The sequence below is a fragment of the Variovorax sp. GW821-FHT09A10 genome, assembly GCF_059418385.1.
Map to the genome: position 1 here is coordinate 969,459 of NZ_JBWKPT010000001.1, position 18,602 is coordinate 988,060.

The 18,602-nt window shown below is 70.6% G+C and carries 17 protein-coding genes and 1 pseudogene; 8 read left to right on the plus strand and 10 right to left on the minus strand.

The window, feature by feature from the left end:
- Window positions 1-20: 20 nt before the first annotated feature.
- Together AC07Q9_RS04620 and AC07Q9_RS04625 are read right to left on the minus strand one after the other, a co-directional pair.
- A pseudogene (locus tag AC07Q9_RS04620) lies at window positions 21-1,220 on the minus strand (diaminopropionate ammonia-lyase); the annotation flags it as partial.
- Window positions 1,221-1,248: 28 nt separating this feature from the next.
- Window positions 1,249-2,430 carry a M20 aminoacylase family protein gene (locus tag AC07Q9_RS04625; RefSeq protein ID WP_495307673.1) on the minus strand — a complete coding sequence of 394 codons (1,182 nt, stop codon included), beginning with the start codon at window positions 2,428-2,430 and terminating at the stop codon, window positions 1,249-1,251.
- Between the two features lie 85 nt (window positions 2,431-2,515).
- Here AC07Q9_RS04625 and AC07Q9_RS04630 point away from each other — a divergent pair, with 85 nt between their 5' ends.
- Complete coding sequence (locus tag AC07Q9_RS04630; RefSeq protein WP_495307675.1) at window positions 2,516-2,989, plus strand: Lrp/AsnC family transcriptional regulator; 474 nt, start codon at window positions 2,516-2,518, stop codon at window positions 2,987-2,989.
- A gap of 7 nt (window positions 2,990-2,996) precedes the next feature.
- On the opposite strand, the gene AC07Q9_RS04635 is transcribed toward AC07Q9_RS04630, so the two are convergent.
- The 5 genes from AC07Q9_RS04635 to AC07Q9_RS04655 form a co-directional block, all read right to left on the minus strand.
- On the minus strand, window positions 2,997-3,356 hold the full coding sequence (locus AC07Q9_RS04635) for a hypothetical protein (protein WP_489059691.1): 360 nt from the start codon (window positions 3,354-3,356) through the stop codon (window positions 2,997-2,999).
- A 44-nt stretch (window positions 3,357-3,400) separates the two neighbouring features.
- On the minus strand, window positions 3,401-3,856 hold the full coding sequence (locus AC07Q9_RS04640; protein ID WP_495307678.1) for a hypothetical protein: 456 nt from the start codon (window positions 3,854-3,856) through the stop codon (window positions 3,401-3,403).
- An 84-nt stretch (window positions 3,857-3,940) separates the two neighbouring features.
- A complete protein-coding gene (locus AC07Q9_RS04645; protein ID WP_495307680.1) occupies window positions 3,941-4,642 on the minus strand; it encodes a YceH family protein in 702 nt (233 codons plus the stop codon).
- Between the two features lie 41 nt (window positions 4,643-4,683).
- On the minus strand, window positions 4,684-5,409 hold the full coding sequence (locus AC07Q9_RS04650) for a phosphodiester glycosidase family protein (protein ID WP_495307681.1): 726 nt from the start codon (window positions 5,407-5,409) through the stop codon (window positions 4,684-4,686).
- A gap of 23 nt (window positions 5,410-5,432) precedes the next feature.
- The gene (locus AC07Q9_RS04655) at window positions 5,433-6,464 is read right to left on the minus strand and encodes an isocitrate/isopropylmalate dehydrogenase family protein (protein WP_489059698.1); all 1,032 of its coding nucleotides are present in this window, start codon (window positions 6,462-6,464) and stop codon (window positions 5,433-5,435) included.
- Window positions 6,465-6,690: 226 nt separating this feature from the next.
- Between AC07Q9_RS04655 and metG the strand changes: the two genes are divergently transcribed.
- Entirely contained in the window at window positions 6,691-8,787 is a 2,097-nt protein-coding gene (gene metG / locus AC07Q9_RS04660; protein WP_354343040.1) for a methionine--tRNA ligase, read from the plus strand.
- A gap of 20 nt (window positions 8,788-8,807) precedes the next feature.
- On the opposite strand, the gene AC07Q9_RS04665 is transcribed toward metG, so the two are convergent.
- A complete protein-coding gene (locus AC07Q9_RS04665; protein ID WP_062478945.1) occupies window positions 8,808-9,479 on the minus strand; it encodes a GntR family transcriptional regulator in 672 nt (223 codons plus the stop codon).
- 58 nt (window positions 9,480-9,537) lie between these two features.
- Here AC07Q9_RS04665 and AC07Q9_RS04670 point away from each other — a divergent pair, with 58 nt between their 5' ends.
- Genes AC07Q9_RS04670 through AC07Q9_RS04685 form a run of 4 tightly spaced genes read left to right on the plus strand, consistent with a single transcriptional unit; the run spans window position 9,538 to window position 12,718 of the window.
- Window positions 9,538-10,293, plus strand: coding sequence for an enoyl-CoA hydratase/isomerase family protein (locus tag AC07Q9_RS04670; protein ID WP_495307683.1), 756 nt, complete (start codon window positions 9,538-9,540; stop codon window positions 10,291-10,293).
- 43 nt (window positions 10,294-10,336) lie between these two features.
- Entirely contained in the window at window positions 10,337-11,311 is a 975-nt protein-coding gene (locus tag AC07Q9_RS04675; RefSeq protein ID WP_062478940.1) for a Bug family tripartite tricarboxylate transporter substrate binding protein, read from the plus strand.
- Window positions 11,308-12,507 carry a CaiB/BaiF CoA transferase family protein gene (locus AC07Q9_RS04680; protein ID WP_495307685.1) on the plus strand — a complete coding sequence of 400 codons (1,200 nt, stop codon included), beginning with the start codon at window positions 11,308-11,310 and terminating at the stop codon, window positions 12,505-12,507. Before AC07Q9_RS04675 ends, AC07Q9_RS04680 begins: the two co-directional genes overlap by 4 nt.
- A complete protein-coding gene (locus AC07Q9_RS04685) occupies window positions 12,494-12,718 on the plus strand; it encodes a hypothetical protein (RefSeq protein WP_101489029.1) in 225 nt (74 codons plus the stop codon). The genes AC07Q9_RS04680 and AC07Q9_RS04685 overlap by 14 nt, the downstream gene beginning before the upstream one ends.
- A gap of 7 nt (window positions 12,719-12,725) precedes the next feature.
- Here AC07Q9_RS04685 and AC07Q9_RS04690 read toward each other — a convergent pair whose 3' ends face one another.
- Window positions 12,726-14,438 (minus strand): enoyl-CoA hydratase-related protein, encoded by a 1,713-nt coding sequence (locus AC07Q9_RS04690; protein WP_495307687.1) that lies wholly within the window; start codon window positions 14,436-14,438, stop codon window positions 12,726-12,728.
- A gap of 134 nt (window positions 14,439-14,572) precedes the next feature.
- Here AC07Q9_RS04690 and AC07Q9_RS04695 point away from each other — a divergent pair, with 134 nt between their 5' ends.
- Window positions 14,573-16,246, plus strand: a complete 1,674-nt coding sequence (locus AC07Q9_RS04695) for a SulP family inorganic anion transporter (protein WP_495307689.1) — start codon at window positions 14,573-14,575, stop codon at window positions 16,244-16,246.
- A gap of 10 nt (window positions 16,247-16,256) precedes the next feature.
- On the opposite strand, the gene AC07Q9_RS04700 is transcribed toward AC07Q9_RS04695, so the two are convergent.
- Window positions 16,257-17,015 (minus strand): helix-turn-helix transcriptional regulator, encoded by a 759-nt coding sequence (locus AC07Q9_RS04700; protein ID WP_175497081.1) that lies wholly within the window; start codon window positions 17,013-17,015, stop codon window positions 16,257-16,259.
- Between the two features lie 141 nt (window positions 17,016-17,156).
- Between AC07Q9_RS04700 and AC07Q9_RS04705 the strand changes: the two genes are divergently transcribed.
- Complete coding sequence (locus AC07Q9_RS04705) at window positions 17,157-18,593, plus strand: amidase (RefSeq protein WP_495307692.1); 1,437 nt, start codon at window positions 17,157-17,159, stop codon at window positions 18,591-18,593.
- Window positions 18,594-18,602: the final 9 nt, after the last annotated feature.

An 18,602-nucleotide genomic window follows, 5' to 3' on the forward strand; every position in this document is an offset into this window, starting at 1 on the left:
CCTTCGCGTTGCAGCCATTGCGCCTGCGCCGCCACGACTTCTTCGCCTGTTCGGCCGGTCAGCGCGCGGTACACGCCGGGCGCGGTCGCGCCTTCGGTGCTGAACAGCAGTACGCGCGAAGTGGCGTCGAGGCCGGCGGCGCGCGCCAGTTCGGGATCGGCTGCGAGCACCTGCAGCGCGGCGAGGCCGGCCGCGCCCGATTCGCCGACCAGCACGGGCACGTCGCCCGCCTCGCCGGTGGCGAAGGTGCGCATGGCGTGCTCGGCGTCGGCATCGGTGACGGTCATGAAGAGATCGACCGAGGGTTGCAGGAAGCGCCACGCGAGCGGCGAGGTCTCGCCGCAGGCCAGTCCCGCCATCACCGAATCGACGCTGCCGGTGGCGCGGTCGGGCCGGCCGCTGCGCGCGCTCTGCAGCAGGCAGTCGGCCTGCTCGGGTTCGACGACGATCAGCGTCGGCCGCGCGGCGCCGTAGCGCTCCCAGAAATGGCTGGCCACGCCGGCCGCGAGCCCGCCGACGCCGCCCTGCACGATGACATGGGTGAAGGGGCTCGGCGCGCCGGGCGCGGTGTTCTCGAGCAGCTCGTCGACCAGGATGCCGTAGCCCTGCATCACGTCGCGCGGAATTTCTTCGTAGCCTTCGTAGGAGGTGTCGGAGACCACCTCCCAGCCGTTCACCCGGGCCAGGCGTGCGGCCTCTTCAACCGAGGCGTCGTAGTTGCCGGCGATGCGCACAATCTCGGCGCCGAGCGCGGCGATGGGCGCCTCGCGCTCTTCGCTGACCTGCGCGTGCAGCACGATCACGCAGCGGCAGCCCATGCTTTGCGCAGCGGCGGCCAGTGCGCGGCCGTGGTTGCCGTCGGTCGCGCTGATGACGACGAAGTCGCGCAGCGCCTCGGCGTGCCGGCCCGCGAACAGGTCGGCGGGCGTCCAGCCCCGCTCGGGCCAGCGGCGCAGCACCAGGCGCAGCAAGGCCACGGGCGCGCCGAGCACCTTGAAGCTGCCGAGCGCGGAGCGGCGCGATTCGTCCTTCACGACCACCTGCGCGATGCCCAGTTGCGCCGCGAGCCGGGGCAGCGGCCACGCCGGCGTCGGCTGCGGCGCGAGCCGGTCCCAGGTGGACAGCCACTGGCGGCTCTCGCGGCCGCGTGCGATGTTCATGACGGCCTGCAGGGCCGCGTCGTAGCCGCGCCGTTGCGCGTGGGGATTGGCGAAGAGCATGGGAAGAAAACCGGAAAAGAAGAATGGATCAGGCGGCGGTGCGCACGGGAAGCCGCTGGCGCACGATTTCCGCGAAGTAGCGCACGCCCGTCGTCAGCACCGCGTCGTTGAAGTCGTAGCGGCCGTTGTGCAGCGGCGTGCCGCCGGGCTCGCCCTCGGCGCCATTGCCCAGGAAGACGAAGGCGCCCGGCACGGCGCGCAGGAAGGCGCCGAAGTCTTCCGAGATCATCATCGGCGCGACGTTCGCATCGACCTTTTCGGCGCCCACCACGGCCGTCGCGGCGGCCACCGCGGTCGGCACGCATTCGGCCCAGTTCACGGTGGGCGCGAACTCGTGCGTGTAGCTGAACGTGCATTCCGCGCCGTGCATGCGGCAGATGCCCTCGCTGATCTCGCGCATGCGCGCCTCGAGCATGCGCTGCACGGCGGGGTCGTAGCTGCGCGTGTCGCCCTTGATGACCACGTTCGACGGAATCGCGTTGCGGATGCCGTCGGTGATGAACTCGGTGCACGACACCACGGCCTGCGCGCCCGGGTCGAGCGTGCGCGACACGATGGTCTGCAGCGCCAGCACGATCTGCGCGCCGATCACGATCGGGTCGATGCCCATGTGCGGCCGCGCGGCATGCGTGCCCCGGCCGTGGATGTGGATGACGAAGTTGTCCTCGCTCGCCATCAGGCCGCCCACGCGCGTGGCGAAGGTGCCAGCGGGCAGGCCGGGCATGTTGTGCAGGCCGTAGATCTCGTCGACCGGAAAGCGTTCGAACAGGCCGTCGTCCATCATGGCGCGGGCGCCACGGCCGTGTTCTTCGGCGGGCTGGAAGATGAAGCGCACGGTGCCGTCGAAATCGCGCCGCTCGCGCAGCAGCTGCGCGGCGCCGAGCACCATCGCCATGTGGCCGTCGTGGCCGCAGGCGTGCATGCGCCCGGGCGTGACGGAGGCATACGGCCGCTCGGTCGCCAGCTCGGTGATGGCCAGCGCGTCCATCTCGGCGCGCAGGCCGATCACGCCCGTCCCGCTGCCGACCGTGAGGCTGGCGACCAGCCCGGTGCCGCCGATGCCGGTGTGCACCTCGAGCCCCAGCGCCCGCAGCGCGCTGGCAATGAAGGCCGAGGTCTTCGCCTCCTCGAAGCCGGTTTCGGGCATCGCGTGCAGCTGGTGCCGCCAGCCGGCCAGCTGGTCGCGCAGGGGTGCGTCAGGAAACTTCATGGCGAGATGCTATTGACAACGCAGCGGGACAGGTGCGCAAAATGAGCCGCTGCCACGCAACGTTTTTGCGCGAACACCGCTCTCCATGACACCCCTCGACGCCCTCGACCTGCGCCTGCTCGAACTGATCCAGGCCGACAGCCGCCTCTCGCAGGGCGAACTGGGCGAACGCATCCACCTGTCGACGGCGGCGGTGAACCGCCGGCTCAAGCGCCTGCGCGACGAGGGCGTGATCCAGCGCCACGGCGCCGTGCTGTCGCCCGCCGCGCTCGGGCACCCGCTCACCATCGTGGTCGAGGTCGAGGCCGAGAGCGAGCAGATCGAACGGCTCGACGCCATGAAGCAAAGCTTTCGCGACTGCCCGCAGGTGCAGCAGTGCTACTACGTGACGGGCGAGTGGGACTTCATCCTCGTGTGCGTGGTGCGCGACATGGCGCAATACACCGCGCTCACCCGCCAGCTGTTTTTCCAGAGCAACAACGTCAAGCGCTTTCGCACGCTGGTGACGATGGACCCGGTGAAGGTGAGCCTGGATGTGCCGGTGTCGGCGAAGGCCTGAGCGCGGGTCAGGAACCCAGGCCGAACAGCGCCAGCAGTCCCGCGACGAGCCAGCCAGCCTTCTTGGCGGCGTCGGCACTTTCCTTCGAGATGGGCCACAGCTTGGCGCGGCGCCAAGCCCGGAAGTTGTTGGCCACCGCCAGGCCCACGCCGACCAGCAGCAGTGGCGGCATGTTCCATGCGGCAGTGCCGATGCCCGACAGCACGATGATCAGCAAGCCCGCCGTCCAGATGCCGTTCGATGTGCTGGCCAGCACATGCGAGAGCTTGCCGCAGAGCCCGCACGCCGCCGGCGAGCCGCGGCTCGAAAGGCGCTTGGCCATGGCGGCGATGCCCGGCTGGCGGCAATGGGGACAGGCGTAGGTCATGCGGCTCCCGCAAACAACGTGGGAGCCGACGATAGCCGATGGGCTCAGCGCGCTGACAGCATCGACCGCAGCATCAACAGCACCGCGCCGACGATCGGCGCCAGCGCCAGCAGTCGACCGGGTTCGAAGGCCAGCCCGGCGACCGCGCCGAGCAGGCAGCCGGCCTTGACCCACATCGGCACCGCGCCCCAGCCACGCCCATGGGTCACGGCGAGGGCGACCAGCGCGACCCAGCCGATCACGCCGCCAAGAACAGACAGCGTCCAGCTCAGCAGGTAGAACGCCGAGTCGGCGTCGCGGAACGCGAGCGCGGTGCCCAGGCCGCGCCAGGTGTGCCACCAGCCGTCGAACAGCAGGAAACCGGTGGCCGAGGCGGCCCACCAGAAAAAGGCGTAGAGGCTGGCCACGCCGGCCAGGGCCGCCAGCCCGCCCAGCAGGCGCCGGGTGATGCCGTCAAAGGGCGCGGGGTCGCGCCAGGCGGCTGTTTGTCCGTGGTTCATGGTCGGAGCTCCATTGGTTCGCAATGGGTCCGACGGTAGGCGGCGAATGTGCGGGCTGGATGAAGCCTTTGTGAAGCGGGAGGATCAGGCCTCGGGTGCGTCCGGTGTGTCAGGGGAAATGCCCAGCTCCGAGCACACGCGCCCCAGCAGCGCCTTCAGCGATGCCACCTCGGCCTCCAGTCGCGCCACGTTGGCCTTGAGCGCCGCAACCTCGCCGAGCGAGTCGCCGGGCGTGGCAAAGGCGCCGTCGCCCGATGCGCCCGGCCCCGCCACCTCTTCCGCCGGCGGCCCGCTCAGCAGGTGCGCCCAGCGGCTTTCGCGCGCGCCCGGCAGGCGCGCCAGCTTCACCACCAGCGCGCCGGCCGGCCGTTCGGCGAGTTCATTGAGGAAGCCTTCGACCGACGAGATGTCGGCGAAGTTGTGCATGCGGTCGCAGGCGATGCGCAGCTCGCCGGCCGTTTGCGGGCCGCGCAGCATCAGCACGGTGAGCAGGATCACCGACTGCGACGGAATGCGCAGCACGCGGTCGATGTTGTGTTCGTAGCGGAAGGCGCGCCCGCCACTGGTCTCGGCCACGAGGCTGTAGCCCTTCAGGCTGTCGATGGCAGCCTGGACCTGCGACTCGCTGAGTTCGAGCACCGGGTTGCGGCTGGTCTTCTGGTTGCAGCCCGACACCAGCGAGTTGAGCGTGAGCGGGTAGCTGTCGGGCACGGTGCGCTGCTTTTCGGCGAGCACGCCGAGCACACGGGTTTCAAGGAGGGACAGGACGGGCAGCGGTGTGGACATGGCTCTGGGGGAAAGGGCAGAAGTGAAAAGGCAGCCGGGCCTCAGGGCACCACCACGGCCAGCATCGGCCCGAGGTCGCGCACGAAGTCGTTGCGCTGCAGTGTCTTCGAATAGATCGCCGACACGGTGCCGTCGAGGTACAGCGCGTCGCGGCAATGCAGCACATCGCGCAAGTACAGCGCGAAGTCGTAGAAATTCACCGGCGTCTCGGCAAGGACGAAGACCGCGGTGGTGCCCGACACGCACACGCCGTTGCGGGTCTTGCGCGAATCCGAATTCGGAATGAGCGCCGGGTGCACCGCGCCGTGGCGCAGCAGCAGCGGGCCCGACTGGGTCGCCAGCTGCACGCCGCCTTTCGCCGCGATCGCCGGGTACTCCGACGCCTCGACGATGCGCGGCCCCTGGGCCGTCACCAGGAACACGCCGTTGGGCTTGCGAAAGAAATTGCCGACACCGTCGGCCAGATTCAACGGTGCTTCCTCGCGGCCTTCGCGCACCAGCAGCCCGACGGGTGCGAAGTCGGCGTGGTACATGCCGGCGTTCGTCGCGAACAGCAGCTGCTGGTTGCGCGCCTTCAGCCAGGTCTCGAGCCGGTCGAAGCGCTTGAAGGCGGCGCCGGTGTCGTCGTTCAGGAACAGCGCGAGCTTGTCGGTGCGCAGGTCGACCTTGACGACGGTGTAGCGCGGCGGCGCGTCCACGGCGCCGGCGGCGGACCACGCCAGGCCGGCGAGCAGGAAGACCAGCGCAGGCAGCAGCAGTTTTTTCATGCGACCTGCACTGTCTGCTTTTCTCAGCCGCCGTTGATGCGCGCGACCAGCGCCTTCGTGAAGGCCGCCGTGCCGGCGCTGCCGCCGAGGTCGCCGGTGCGCACGTTGTCCAGGTTGAGCGTCTGGTCGATGGCGGTGCGCAGGCGCGTGGCCAGCTCGGGCCGCTTGACGTGGTCGAGCATGAGCGCGGCGGCCAGCAGCAGGGCGGTCGGGTTGGCGATGCCCTTGCCGGCGATGTCGGGCGCCGAGCCGTGCACGGCCTCGAAGATCGCGGCGTCGGTGCCGATGTTGGCGCCGGGCGCCATGCCCAGGCCGCCGACCAGGCCGGCCACGAGGTCCGAGAGGATGTCGCCGAACAGGTTGGTGGTCACCAGCATGTCGAACTGCCAGGGGTTGAGCACCAGCTTCATCGCGCAGGCGTCGATGATCACGGTGTCGAGCTCGAACTGGCCCTTGTACTTCTCTTCGTACAGGTCCAGGCCGGTCTCCAGGAAGAGGCCGGTGAGCGCCTTCATGATGTTGGCCTTGTGCACCAGCGTGACCTTCTTGCGGCCGGTGGCCACGGCGGTGTCGAACGCGTATTCGAGCAGGCGGCGGCTGCCCTTGCGGGTGTTGACGCCGGTGGCCATGGCCACGGCGTGCGGGTCGCCGTCGATGGGCACGTAGTGCTCGTGCCCGATGTACAGGCCCTCGAGGTTCTCGCGCACCACGGTCAGGTCGATGTTGTCGTAGCGCCCGCCCGGGATGATGGTGCGTGCGGGACGCAGGTTGGCGTACAGCTGGAACTCCTCACGCAGGCGCACGTTCGACGAGCGGTAGCCGCCGCCCGAGGGGGTTTCGAGCGGGCCCTTGAGCGCCAGGCGGGTGCTGCGGATGCTGTCCAGCGTGGCCTTGGGCAGCGGGTCGCCCGAGGCCTTGACGCCGCCCAGGCCGGCGATCTGGGTGTCCCACACGAAAGGCGCCTTCAGCGCATCGAGCGCCGCCAGGGTCGCGTCGACGATCTCGGGGCCGATGCCGTCGCCGGGGATGAGGGTTGCGGGAATCGAGGTGGTCATCGGCGGCGGCTCACTTTCAGTAAAGAGGCTGCGAGCATACGTCGCACGGGCGACACCCCCGTGGGCTCAGGGGTCACTCCGGGTACCCCGCCGGCGGGGTGAGCAGCCCCATGGCGGCGGCTGCGGGACGGGCCGCCTAAAATGCCCGGTTCCCGGACGCGGCCCCTGGCCGCCTCCACGGGCCCCGCGCCCCTTCCGTCCGTCACTCCCGAAAGCGCCCTCCCCGATGTCCGCCCCGCGCAAGCTCTTCGTCACCACCGCCCTGCCGTATGCCAACGGCAAGTTCCACATCGGCCACATGATGGAATACATCCAGGCCGACATCTGGGTGCGGAACCAGCGAATGAATGGCGCCGACGTCAACTTCGTGTGCGCCGACGACGCGCACGGCGCGGCCATCACCATCGCGGCCGACAAGGCCGGCGTGACGCCGCAGGCCTTCGTGGCCGAGATCGCCGCGGGTCGCAAGCCCTACCTCGATGGCTACCACATCGCCTTCGACAACTGGCACTCGACCGACGCGCCCGAGAACCACCAGCTGGCGCAGGACATCTACCGCGACCTGCGCGCCAACGGCCTCATCGAGACCAAGAGCGTCGAGCAGTTCTACGACCCGGCCAAGGGCATGTTCCTGGCCGACCGCTTCATCAAGGGCGAGTGCCCCAACTGCCACTCGAAGGACCAGTACGGCGACAACTGCGAGGTGTGCGGCGCCGTGTACGCGCCCACCGAGCTGATCAACCCGTACTCGGCGCTGTCGGGCGCCAAGCCCGAGCTGCGCAGCTCGGAGCACTTCTTCTTCAAGCTGTCGGACCCGCGCTGCGAGGCCTACCTGAAGGAATGGACCGCCGCCCCCGGCCACGTGCAGCCCGAGGTGCAGAACAAGATCCGCGAGTGGCTCTACAAGGACGACGAAGGCAAGGGCGGCCTGGGCGACTGGGACATCAGCCGCGACGCACCCTACTTCGGCATCGAGATCCCCGATGCGCCGGGCAAGTACTTCTACGTGTGGCTCGACGCGCCCGTGGGCTACCTGGCCTCGCTGAAGAACCTGCTGGACAAGCGCTGCATCGAGCTGGGCGGCGACGGCATCTCGTACACCGAGTACATGGCCGACCCCGAGCTGGAGCAGGTGCACTTCATCGGCAAGGACATCATCACCTTCCACACGCTGTTCTGGCCCGCGATGCTGCATTTCAGCGGCCGCAAGGCGCCCAACGCCGTGTACGTGCACGGCCACCTGACGGTGAGCGGCGAGAAGATGAGCAAGAGCCGCGGCACCGGCATCGATCCGCTCAAGTACCTGTCGATCGGCCTGGACCCCGAATGGCTGCGCTACTACATCGCCGCCAAGCTCAACGGCCGCAACGAGGACATCGACTTCAACCCCGACGACTTCGTGGCGCGCGTGAACAGCGACCTCGTGGGCAAGTACATCAACATCGCCAGCCGCGCGGCCGGCTTCATCGGCAAGCGCTTCGGCGGCCAGCTCGGTGCGGTGTCGGCCGACGGCGAAACGCTGCTGTCCACGCTGCGCGCTGCGGCGACGCAGGTGCAGTCGCTGTACGACGGCCGCGACTACGCCCGCGCGCTGCGCGAGGTGATGGCGCTGGCCGACAAGGTGAACGAGTACGTCGACCAGAACAAGCCCTGGGAACTGGCCAAGAAGGAAGGTGCCGAGGCGCGCCTGCACGACGTGTGCACTGTGTGCATCGAGGCCTTCCGCCTGCTCACGCTGTACCTGAAGCCCGTGCTGCCGGCGCTGGCCGTGAACGTCGAGGCCTTCCTGAAGATCGCGCCGCTGACCTGGGCCGACGCGGCGCAGGCCCTGCCGGCCGGCCACGCCATCGGCGACTACAAGCACCTGATGCAGCGCGCCGACCCCAAGCAGGTCGACAAGCTGTTCGACGTGCCCGAAGCGGCAGCCGCCGCGCCTGTCGCCACCGAAGCGCAAGAACTCCCCGGCGGCGAAGCCATCGCGCCGACCATCACCATCGACGACTTCGCGAAGATCGACCTGCGCATCGCGAAGATCGTGGCCTGCGAGAAGGTCGAGGGCTCGACCAAGCTGCTGCGCCTGACGCTCGACGCGGGCGAAGGCAAGACCCGCAACGTGTTCAGCGGCATCGCCTCGGCCTACCAGCCCGAGCAGCTCGTGGGCAAGCTCACCGTGCTGGTCGCCAACCTCGCACCGCGCAAGATGAAGTTCGGCGTCAGCGAAGGCATGGTGCTGGCCGCGAGCCACGGCGACGAAAAGGCCCACCCGGGCATCCACGTGCTCGAGCCCTGGGCCGGCGCGACGCCGGGCATGCGCGTGCGCTGATCCGAAGACGCAAAGAAGAACTAGCCGAACTTGTTGTTCAACACGAGGTCGGCAAACACCTTGCCGCCCACCGAGATGTGGTCGCGCATCGCCTCCGCGGCGTTGTCCGCGTGGCCTTTCAGAATCCACTCGACCACCCGTTCGTGCTCCCGCTGTGAAGCGGCGAGCCGGCCGGGCTTCTCGAACATCCGCCCACGGTAGGCCGAGATGCGCAGCCGCACGGTCTGCGCCTGCTCCACGATGAAGGGGTTGCCGCTGGCGCGGTAGATCACGTCGTGCAGCGCGGCGTTGGCCTGCTGGTAGGCCTCGGCGTCGTCCGCCTGCGCCTGCGCGGCGGTGCCGGCCAGGGCGCGCAGCAGCTCCTCGCGCAGCGCCGGGCCGATGCGCAGCGCGGCCAGCCGCGCCAGCACGCCTTCGAGCTCGCCGAGCGCTTCCATCATCGCCACCAGTTCGTTCGCCCGCAGCTGGCGCACGTAGATGCCGGTGCGCGGAACGATGTCGACCAGCCCGCGCGCACTGAGCAGCAGCAGCGCCTCGCGCACCGGCGTGCGCGAGGTGTTGAAGCTCAGGGCCAGGGCCTTTTCGTCGATGGCCATGCCGGGCGACAGCACGCCGCCCAGGATGTCTTGTTCGAGCCGGGCGCGGATGCGGTCCTGCAGGCTGTGGGTGTCGAGGGTTTTCGCGGGTTGCATGGCGATCTGGATATTAGCTAACCTTACAGATATATCAATTCATCTGTTTGGTACATCAATGTCTCCCACCCTCGCGATCGACGGCCATGTGGCCTACCTGACGCTGCACCGTCCCCAGGCCGCCAACAAGCTCACGCCGGACGATCTTCCTGTGCTGATCCAGCATGTGGACACAGTGAACCGCACGCCCGAGGTGCTGGTGCTGGTCCTGCGCGCCGAGGGCAAGTACTTCTGCAGCGGATTTGATATATCAGAAGTGGCCACCCAGAGCCAGACCGAGGGCCGCAGCTTCGGCGAGATGGTCGATGTGTTCGAAAACTGCCGCGCCGTCACCATCGCGGCGGTGCACGGCGGCGTCTACGGCGGCGCGACCGATCTCGTGCTGGCCTGCGACTTCCGCGTGGGCGCCCGCAGCGCCGAGATGTTCATGCCGGCCGCCCGGCTCGGCCTGCACTACTACCAGAGCGGCATGGAGCGCTACGTCTCGCGGCTCGGGCTGGACACGGCCAAGCGGCTGTTCCTCACCGCCGAGAAGCTCGACGGCGCCGCCATGCGCGACTGCGGCTTTCTCACGCAGCTGGTCGACGACGCCGCCGCGCTCGACGCCGAGGTGCAGCGCCTGCGCACCGTGCTCGCCGGCATGGCGCCGCTGGCGCTGCTGGGCATGAAGAAGCACCTGAACCAGATCGCGCGCGGCACCGCCGACACCACCGAGATCTCGCGCGAGGTGCAGCGCACCGTCGCCTCCGAAGACCTCGCCGAGGGCGGCCGGGCCTGGCGCGAGAAGCGCACGCCGGTGTTCCAGGGCCGCTGAGCGCGCCCGCCCCTTCCCCGCACAAGACCCAGGAGACAAACCCATGAAGCAAGAACTGCGAGCCCTCTCGTTCGCCGCCGCCGCGCTGCTGGCCTCGGCCGGCGCACTGGCCGACACCTACCCCTCGCGCCCGATCACGCTGCTGGTGGGCTTCCCCGCCGGCGGCGGCGCCGACACGGTGGCGCGCATCGTCGGCGACAAGCTGGGCAAGCTGCTCGGCCAGCCCATCGTCATCGACAACAAGCCAGGCGCCGGCACCACCATCGCGTCCGACCAGGTCGCGCGCGCCGCACCCGACGGCTACACGCTGCTGCTGGGCAGCGCCAACCTCTACGGCAGCGACAAGCTGCTCTACAAGAGCGTGAAGTACGACGGCGCCAAAAGCTTCGTGCCGATCTCGCGCTGGAGCTCCGCGCCGATGCTGCTGGCGGTGAACAAGGACGTGAGCGCGAAGACCGTGCAGGCGCTGATCGCCGAGGCGCGGCAGAACCCCGGCAAGCTGGCGTACTCGTCGTCGGGCGCGGGCGTGGTGACGCACCTGGCGGGCCTGTCGTTCGAGAAGGCGGCCGGCGTGCAGATGCTGCACGTACCGTACAAGGGCGGCGCACCGTCGATCCAGGCCGTGGCCGCGGGCGACGTGCAGCTCACCTTCGGCACGCCGCCCTCGGTGCTGCCGATGGCGCAGGGCCAGAAGCTGCGCGTGCTGGCCGTCACCTCGGGCCAGCGCTCGCCGCTCTTTCCCGACGTGCCCAGCGTGGCCGAGGCCGGCGTGAAGGGCTACGACTACACCTTCTGGTTCGGCCTCTTCGGCCCGGCCGGCCTGCCGCCGGAGGTGGCGCAGAAGCTGTTCGACGCCAGCGTGGCGGCGCTGAACGACCCCGAGGTCAAGGCGCGGATGGAGAAGTCGGGCAACGAGTCGGCGCCGTCGAAGTCGCTGGCCGAGTTCCGCGCCTGGGCCCTGGCCGAAGGCGCGAAATCGAAGGAACTCACCGAGCGCTCGGGCGCGAGCGTCGAATGAGCCCGCACGCCCCCAAGGCAGGCCCGCTGCAGGGCTTCACCGTCATCGACCTCACGCGCGTGCTCGCGGGCCCTTACTGCACGCTGCTGCTCGCCGACCTGGGCGCGCGCGTCATCAAGGTGGAACAACCCGGACTGGGCGACGACGCGCGGCAGATCGGCCCCTTCGTCGAAGGCGACTCGGCCTACTTCATGTCGGTCAACCGCAACAAGGAGTCGATCGCGCTCGACCTGAAGGCGCCGGCCGACCGTGCGGTCTTCGAGCAGCTGCTGGCCACGGCCGACGTGCTGGTCGAGAACTTCCGGCCCGGCACGATGGAAAAGCTGGGCTACGACTGGCCGACGCTGCACGCGCGCTTTCCGAAACTCGTGTTCACTTCGGTCTCGGGCTTCGGCCAGACCGGGCCGTACAGCAGGCGCCCCGCCTACGACATGGTGGTGCAGGCGATGGGCGGCATCATGAGCCTCACCGGCCATCCCGGCGCGCCGCCGACGCGCGTGGGCGTGTCGATCGGCGACCTCGGCGCCGGCCTGTACGCGGCCGTCGGCACGCAGGCCGCGCTGCTGCAGCGCGGGCGCACCGGGCTGGGGGACCGGGTCGACGTGGCCATGCTCGACTGCCAAGTTGCGCTGCTCGAGAACGCGATCTCGCGCATGGAGGCCGAGGGCCGCGCGCCGGGGCCGATCGGCTCGCGGCACCCGTCGATCACGCCCTTCGACGTGTTCCGCGCGGCCGACGGCTGGTTCGTGATCGCGGCGGGCAACGACGCGCTGTTCCAGCGCCTGTGCACTGCCCTCGAGCTGCCCGCGCTCGCCGGGGACGCGCGCTTTGCCACCAACCCGGCGCGCTGCCAGCACCACGAGGCGCTCAAGCAGGTGCTCGAAGAGCGCCTGTCGACCGCGCCCTGCGCGCACTGGCAGGCGCTGCTGATGCAGCACAACATCCCCACCGGCGACTACAACGACGTGGCCGCGGTGGTGAACGACCCGCAGGTGCAGGCGCGCGAGATGCTGGTGCAGGTGCGCACGCAGGGCGGCCAGCCGCTCACGGTGGCGGGCAACCCGGTGCACGTCGGCGGGCTGCGCACGCAGGTGCGGCGGCAACCGCCACGGCTGGACCAGGACCGCGAGGCGATCCTGGCGTCGCTCGCCCGGTCCAGCGCGGCGGGTGCAGAATCCGCCCATGCAACGCAGTGACCGCCTCCGCCCCCTCGTCCTTTCCGCGCTCGGCCTCGCTGGTGCGCTGCTGCTGAGCGGCTGCGCGGTGGTCAGCGTCGCGAGCACCGCCGTGAGCGTGGGCGCCGGCGCGGTCGGCCTCGCAGCCGATGCCGCCATCGGCACCGCGCGCATCACCGGCAAGGTGGTGGGCGCAGCGGCCGACGCGGTGATTCCCGACAGCAAGGACTGACAGCCGCTCAGCGCGGCAGGCCCAGCGCCGCGAGGTGCGCGGGCGTGTGCTGCGCTTTTTCCTTGCGCACGAAAGCCGAGCGCAACGCCGCGTGCGGCTCGGCGGGATCGAAGAAGTTGCGCCGCATGTGCGCCAGCTCCTCGTCGCGGTAGGCCTGCAGCGGCTTGGCCGCTTCATCGCGCGCACGCGCCGCCTGCTTGTCCGCTAGGCGCGCAGCCAGGTCCGGCGATGCCGCCAGTTGCGCGGCCAGCCGGCCGACCTCGTCACCCAGCTCTTCCGGCGCGGCCTGCAGCACGCGCTGCGCCAGGCCCAGCGCCACCGCGCGCTTGGCGCTCACGGGCAGCGCCGACTGCGTGAGCCGCGCGGCCTCGTCGGCGCCCACGCGGCGCGGCAGGCTGTAGGTCCAGTACTCCGAGCCGTGCAGGCCCATGAGCTTGTAGTGCGGGTTGAGCACCACGCCGTCGCGGCACCACACCTCGTCGGCCGCGAGCGCGAGCATCACGCCGCCGGCCGCGGCATTGCCGCCCAGCGCGGCCACCGTGAGGCGGTCGGTGGTCATGAGCACGGCCTCGACCAGGTCGTTCATCGCGTGGATGTTGGCCCACGATTCCTCGGCCGGATCGGCCGCCGCCTCGATCACGTTCAGGTGGATGCCGTTGGAGAAGAAGTCGCGCAGCCCGCCGAGCACCAGCACCGAGGTCGGGCGGGTGCAGGCGAAGCGGTAGGCAGTGAGCAGACGCCGGCATTGCGCGGTGCTCATGGCCCCGCCCGCGAACGAGAAGTTCAGCACGCCGACCGGCCCATGCTCGCGGTAGCGGATGTCGGCCCACGTGCGGCGGCCAGCGGGCAGCTCGAGCGGCGCGGGCACCTCGGGCAAGCCGGCGGGCAGCCGCGCGCCCAGTGCCTCGACCGCTGGCAGCTTGTAGCTCGGCAGGCCGGACCCCGGTTCGCGCCAGGGCCGCAGCTGGGTGAGCCAGACCGCGCCGTCGACGGTGGCGCGGCAGACGGCGCCAGCGCGGGTGGCGATCAGTTCGCCGGGCGTGCCGCGCAGTTCGTCCTCGGCATGGCCGCCGTGCAGGTACCACGGCGCCCCCAGCAGCTCGTCGAGCACGCCGGGTTGCGAATCGGCCGCGCGCAGCAGCCGCAGCACCGATTCGGTGGTCTGCGTGGCCCAGTCGATGCGGCGCTCGGCCTGCTTCATGAAGGGCCGCCAGCCGGCGGCGAGGTCGGCCGCCTTCTGCCGCTTCGGCTTGTACGTGCCCGAGGCGAAGCGCTCGACGGCCAGCAGCACGGCGTCGACGGCGGCATCGGCCACCTCGCCGCGGTACAGGTCGCTCTTGCCGGCCTGCGGCGGCACCTTCAGCGGCGACCAGGCCCAGACGTCGCCCGCGTCCATCTCGGCCACGGCCTCGAGCACGGTGACGCCCCAGCTGTCGACGCCGCCCTGCAGCGTCCGGTCGAGCGAGGACGGGCCGCGGTCGCCGGGCGAGCCCGGGTGCACGATGAGGCAGGTGTGGGCGCGCCAGACGTCCTCGGGAATCGCCGTGGTCAGCATCGGCGCGATGACGAGCGCGGGCGCGTGCCGGCGCACGGCTTCACGCAGCGCCTCGTCATCGCCAAGCGCCAGCACGATGCCCGCGGTGTGGCCCCGGTCCTGGAGCTCGGCCAGCACGCGCTGCGTGAGGCTGTTGAACGCGCTCGCGACGAGCAGGATGTGCATGGGCGACCTCATTGATGTTTGTTTCTAAACGTCAAAAATGTATCTTTCAGCCTCGCCGCCGATAAGCTGACTGAAAGTACTCACCGCCGGGACATCGCGGGGCCGCTGCGACGGCCGGGCCACAATGACCGCACATGTCGTCGCCGCTGAACCTCACCCGCTTTCGCCCCCGCCTGCTGGACACGATGGCCGGCTACGACCGGGGGCGGTTCCTGGGAGACCTCGGCGCGGGCGCCACGGTGGGCATCGTGGCGCTGCCGCTGGCCATGGCCTTTGCCATCGCCTCGGGACTCAAGCCCGAGGCGGGCATCTGGACGGCGATCATCGCGGGCTTCCTGATCTCGCTGCTGGGCGGCTCGGCCGTGCAGATCGGCGGCCCGGCGGGCGCGTTCATCGTGATCGTCTACGGCATCGTCGAGCGCTACGGCGTGGCCAACCTGCTCATCGCCACCGCCTGCGCGGGCGTGCTGCTGTTCATGGCAGGGCTGTTCGGCCTCGGGCGGCTGGTGCGCTTCGTGCCGCTGTCGATCGTGGTGGGCTTCACCAACGGCATCGCGGTGCTGATCCTGCTGTCGCAGCTCAAGGATTTGCTCGGCCTCACGGTGGAGCGCATGCCGGCCGACGTGTTCTCGCAGCTGCATGCGATGGCGCTGCGGCTGGACACCTTCAACCCGCACGCCTTCGCGCTCGGGCTGGCCTGCGTGCTCGGGCTGCTGGCGTGGTCGCGGCTGTTTCGCGGCGACTCGGCGCTGGCGCGCGCGGTGCAGCGCGTGGGCGGGCGCTGGGTGCAGACGCGCCCGGTGCAGATCGTCGGGCGCATCCCGGGGCCGATCGTCGCGCTGGTGTCGCTCACGCTGGTGTCGTGGGGCTTCGCGCTGCCGGTGGAGACCATCGGCACGCGCTTCGGCGGCATTCCCGAGGGCGTGCCGGCCTTCGCGCTGCCCGATTTCTCGTGGGAAACCGTCAAGCAGCTGGTGACGCCGACGCTGACCATCGCGCTGCTCGGCGCCATCGAGTCGCTGCTGTGCGCGCGCGTGGCCGACCAGGTCAGCGGCCAGCCGCGCCACGACCCGAACCAGGAGCTGATGGCGCAGGGCATCGCCAACCTGGTCACGCCCTTCTTCGGCGGCATGCCGGCCACGGGCACCATCGCGCGCACCGTGACCAACATCCGCTCCGGCGGCAGCTCGCCCATCGCGGGCATCGTGCATGCGGTCACGCTGCTGGTCGTGGTGCTGCTGGCTGCGCCGCTGGCGCGCCATGTGCCGCTCGCGGTGCTGGCGGGCATCCTGGTGTTCGTGGGGCTGAACATGGGCGAATGGCGCGAGTTCACGCCCGGCCAGCTGCGCCACTTCAGCCGCCACTACCGCCTGCTGATGCTCGGCACCTTCTTCCTCACGGTGGTGTTCGACCTGACGGTGGCGGTGCAGGTGGGCATCGTGCTGGCGTGTGCGCTCTTCATCCGGCGCATGAGCGGGCTGTTCAGCGTCGAACTGGTGACGCTGCAGCCGCCGGTGCTCACCTACCGGCTGTACGGCGCCATGTTCTTCGGCGCGGCGGCCAAGCTCGACGAAGCAGTGAACGCCGCGGAGCGCGCACCGCGCGGCATGACGCTGGTGCTGGACGCCACGCACCTGATCTACATCGACGCCACCGGCGTCGATGCGCTGCGGCAACTGCACCGGGCGGTGCTGGCGCGCGACGGGCTGCTGCGCATCGAGTCGCTGCAGCCGCAGCCGCTCGAGGTGCTGGAGCGCTCGGGCTTCGCCGAGGAGCTGACCTCGGGCCGGCCTGCAGCGACCCCCTAGGCGGGGCTCGTCAGGCCTGCGCGGCCTCGCCGCACACCAGCCGCGCCATCTGCACCTTGCTCGTGACGCCGAGCTTGGCGTACACCTGCCGCAGGTGGTGACGCACCGTCGCCGGGGAACTGTCGAGCCTGCGGGCCACCATCTTGTAGCTGTGGCCCTCGCCGAACAGGCGGGCCACCTCGGCCTCGCGCCGGCTCAGCACCGCCAGGGCCGAGACGCCGGGCGCCGGCGTCTCCCGCAGCCGCAGCGCCTGCGCCGAAACCAGGTGAGGCATCAGCAACTCCAGCAGCGCGTGCTCGCGCGCGCCGAAGCTCGCGGCTTCGCGGCCGTACAGCGACAGGTGTGTCCACCACGGCGAATCGGGCGCATGCAGCATCACGCTGAGCACCCGGTCAAGGCGATGGTCCGAAGCGAAGGCGCGCAGCGAGCCCACCGGCGGCAGCTCGTGCGACGCCATCGCCATGCCATGGCCCGGTCGTGCCATCACCGCGGCCACCATCGGATCGAGGTGGCGCACACGGCACCAGTCGGCCACGAAATCCGGCGCCAGCCCGCGGGTGTGGCCGTCTCGCGGCTCGAGCCGTCCGGCGGCGAACACCGAGCGGCCGAACCAGGCGGCGTCGAACGCAATGTGGCCGGCCAGCCAGTCCAGCAGCCCGCCGGCGGCCGATGCCTCGGGCGCGGCGGCCCGCGGATACAGGTCGAGCAGCAGCGCGCCGAGCTGTGCGGCCGGAATGCACGACCCCGAAGAAGAACTGCTGTGCGCCATGCGGCGCGATCTTAGGGGCCGCCCGCTCGCGGGGGGTTGCGGAGATTCCCGCATCGTTCATCTGAACGACTGCCGCTGCCGGACACCCCACCCTACGCTGCACGGCGTTCCCACCTCACACACGAACAGGACCCCGTTGCCATGAACCTCGCCGACTACAGCCGCCTCGACGCCACCGGGCTGGCCGAATGCATCCGCCGCAAGGACATCAGCGCCGCCGAAGCGCAGCAGTGCGCGCGCCAGGCGGCGACCGCGCTCAACCCGCGCATCAACGCCATGGCCGAGCTTTTCGACGCCCCGCTGTCGCACGACGCGCAGGGTCCGCTGGGCGGCGTGCCCTTCCTCATCAAGGACCTGGTGCTGCAGGCCGAGGGCGTGCGCTGCCAGGCCGGCAGCCGGCTGTTCGGCGACGGGCTGCCGGCTGCCGCAGACAGCGCGTTGATGGCGCGCTTTCGCCGCGCCGGCCTGGCCACGCTGGGGCGCACCTGGACCCCGGAACTCGGCTTCAACGCCACCACCGAGAGCGCCCTCGGCGGCGCGACGCGCAACCCGTGGAACCTGGCGCACAGCGCGGGCGGCTCCAGCGGGGGCTCGGCCGCGGCGGTGGCCGCCGGCATCGTGCCCATGGCGCACGCCAACGACGGCGGCGGTTCGATCCGCGTGCCCGCCGCCGCCTGTGGCCTGATCGGGCTGAAGTCCAGCCGCGGCCGCATCAGCGCCGGCCCGGGCTACGGCCAGCCGCTGATGGGCCTGGGCATGGAGGGCGTGGTCTGCCGCACCGTGCGCGACGCCGCCGCCGCGCTCGACCTCATGCACGGCCCCGAGCTGGGCGATCCGTTCCTGGTGGCCGCGCCCGCGCAGCCCTACGCACAGGCCATCCGGTCGGCGCCGCGCCGGCTGCGCATCGCGGTGAGCACGCAGTTCCCGGGCACGCAGCCGGCGGCGCAACCCTGCGTCGACGCGGTGGAGGCGACGGCGCGCACGCTCGCCGGTCTCGGGCATGTCGTGGAATGGGCGACGCCGTCGTATGCGCACGAGGCCTTCTTCTCGGCCACGCGCACCTTCTGGTCCTCGTTGCTGGCGGCCGGCGTGGCGGGCGCGGCGCAGGCGCTGCAGATGCCGCTGGAGAAGGCGCTGGGCCAGGTGCAGGCCTGCACCCGCGCCACCGCCGAGCACGGGCTGCGCCTGAGCGCGCTCGACCTGGAACTGGCGCTCGCGCAGATGAATGCGGTCTCGCGCGAGGTGGCGCCCTTCTTCGCGCAGCACGACATCCTGCTCACGCCGACGATGCGCACCCCGCCCGTGGCGCTGGGCTACCTCGACCAGGACGACCCCGCGCGCGATGCACAGGGTTTCTTCGACCACCTGTTCGACTACGCGACCTTCACGCCGCTGGCCAACCTCACCGGCCAGCCGGCGATCTCGCTGCCCCTGGGGATGGCCGGCGACCTGCCGATCGGCGTGCAATGCATGGCGCCCATGGGCGACGAGGCCACGCTGCTGCAGCTCGCCGCGCAGCTCGAGCAGGCCATGCCCTGGGCCGCGCGGCGCCCGGCGCTGCACGCAGCGGCGCTGTAGGCACCGCGC